Source organism: Streptomyces nanshensis (genome assembly GCF_001751255.1).
In the GTDB taxonomy this organism is placed as follows: Bacteria; Actinomycetota; Actinomycetes; order Streptomycetales; family Streptomycetaceae; genus Streptomyces; species Streptomyces nanshensis_A.
The window spans coordinates 269-2,622 of record NZ_LJGW01000116.1 but is presented as its reverse complement, the minus strand read 5'-3'; the positions used below and the strand labels follow the sequence as shown (position 1 = coordinate 2,622).

3 protein-coding genes are annotated in these 2,354 nt (G+C 74.8%); all 3 read left to right on the top strand.

The window, feature by feature from the left end; translation table 11 throughout:
• Positions 1 to 781 (top strand): hypothetical protein (locus tag AN218_RS06850; protein ID WP_244900319.1); only part of this gene is annotated, 781 nt, incomplete at its 5' end.
• Between the two features lie 44 nt (positions 782 to 825).
• Complete coding sequence (mycP, locus tag AN218_RS06845; RefSeq protein WP_070015866.1) at positions 826 to 2,058, top strand: type VII secretion-associated serine protease mycosin; 1,233 nt, start codon at positions 826 to 828, stop codon at positions 2,056 to 2,058.
• Between the two features lie 11 nt (positions 2,059 to 2,069).
• The coding region (locus AN218_RS37940) for an SseB family protein (protein ID WP_244900318.1) at positions 2,070 to 2,354 on the top strand (285 nt) is incomplete at its 3' end.

Below are 2,354 nucleotides of genomic sequence, written 5' to 3'. Positions count from 1 at the left end.
GGGGCCCGTACGGGACGGCGGGCCGCACGGCCGTCCGGCGCCGCGCACCGTCGCCGCCGCCGTCTGCCTCGTCCTCGGCGTCGGACTGCTGGGCGGAGCCGCCGCCGGGACGTGGCTGACCGACAAGCCCGGCGAACAGGCCGTCACCGACGGCTCGTTCGGCGACATGCGCGCCGCCTGGCACAACACCGCCGTCGACGACCTCTTCCCGCGCGTCATCAAGGGCCGCGGCGCAGGCCCCGGCAGCGCCGACCGCCGCTGGCTGCGCGTCGCCGTCGCACCCGACGGCAACTGCCGTGAGGGATTCGACCCGTTGCTCGTCAAGGCGCTCTCGCCCGTGGGCTGCAGCCGCCTCGTACGGGCGACGTACGCGGACGAGACCACCAGCAGCGTCACCACCGTCGGCCTGGTCTTCACCCGCTCCGAGGGCGCGGGCATGCGGGCGCTGCGCAAGCGTTTCGCCGTGGAGAACCTCGGCGAGCGCACCGATCTGATGCCCCGTCCGTACGGCGCGCGCGGCACCGTCTCCGCCGACTTCGGCGACGCACAGCGCGCGAGCTGGACGATACGGGTCCTCTCCGACGCACCCGTCGTCGTCTACGCCGTGAGCGGCTTCGCGGACGGACGGATCGTCAGCGACCCGCAGCCCGCCGCGGAGGCCACCGAGAAGGGCGAGACCTCGGCGGCGGCACAGGCCGGGCTGGGACACGACGCACAGGGCATCGCGGACCGCATCGAGCGGAGGCTGCGCGAGGCAGCGGGAGAAGAGGGCGAGCAGTGACCGACGACCGTCCCGTATCCGGCTGTCCGGTACCCGGCCGTTCCGTGCCCGACGCCGCTGCGCCGAGCCGACGCCGTCGTACGCGCCGGTACCGGCGCATCGCGTCCGCGGCCCTCGCGGCGTCGGTCGCCCTGGTGCCCGTGGCCGGCAGCGCGCACGCCGCGGAGGGAGAGGGCGTCCAGCGCCAGGAGTGGGGCCTGAAGGCCATCCACGCCGCCGACGCCTGGAAGACCACCAAGGGCAAGGGCATCACCGTCGCCGTGCTCGACACCGGCGTCGACCCCGACCACCCCGACCTCGAGGGCAACGTCCTGCACGGCCGTGACTTCATCAGCATGGGAGCGAAGAAGGGCGACCGCTCCTGGGCCCGGCACGGCACCGCCATGGCGGGCGTCATCGCGGGCCGCGGCCACGGCCGGGGACACAAGCTCGGCGTCATGGGCGTCGCCCCGGAGGCGAAGATCCTCCCCGTACGCGTCCTCCTGGAGGACAGCGACCCCAAGCGCAAACTGGCCCGCAACTCCCGCGCCTCGGCCCTCGCCGACGGCATCCGCTGGGCCGCCGACCAGGGCGCCGACGTCATCAACCTCTCCCTCGGCGACGACAGCAGCTCCGCGCACCCCGAGGCGGGCGAGGACGCCGCGGTGCGCTACGCCCAGCGCAAGGGCTCCGTCGTCGTCGCCTCCGCGGGCAACGGCGGCGAGGAGGGCGACCACATCTCCTACCCGGCGGCCTATCCCGGCGTCATCGCCGTGACCGCCGTGGACCGCCACGGAGCGCGCGCCTCCTTCTCCACACGCCGCTGGTACGCGACCGTCGCCGCCCCCGGAAAGGAGGTGCTGATAGCCGACCCGGACCGCCGCTACTACGAGGGCTGGGGCACCAGCGCCGCCTCGGCCTTCGCCTCCGGCGCGGTCGCGCTCGTACGCGCCGCACACCCCGACCTCAGCCCGGCGCAGATCAAGGAGCTGATGTCGGACACGGCACGGCACACCCCGGAGGGCGGACGGAGCGACGCCCTGGGCACCGGCGTCGTCGACCCCGCGGCGGCCATCGAGATGGGCTCCAACATCAAGCCCCGCAAGCAGCAGCCGAGCCAACCCCCGTACCGCAGCGAGTTCTTCGGCACCGGCCCCGACGACGGACCGAGCGCCGGATGGCTGGCGACCATCGCCGCCGTCCTGGGACTGCTGCTCATCGGCGGCGCGGTCGCGATCCACAAGGGCGTGAACATGGAGACCCTGCGCGGCCTCCGCTCCCGCACGCCGCGCGACTAGGCTCACCTTCCGTGGCGCTCAAGAACATCCCCGATCCCGGCTTCGCCTCCGACACTGGCGAGGCCGACCCCGCGCTCGCCGCGGCCCTCGCCGCCTGGCAGGCCGCCCCGGAGGCGCCGGGCGCCGAGCAGCGCGTCCTCGAAGCCCTCGCGGAGGCGCGGCTGCTGGTGCCGGTCGTCGCCGTGCTCGGCGAGGAGGAGACCCTTCCCGTGCCGGGCGGCGCAGGGGGAGGGGGGACCCCGGGCCTGCGGCGCGAGAAGACCAGCGACATGGCGGTCCCCACGCTCACCTCACCG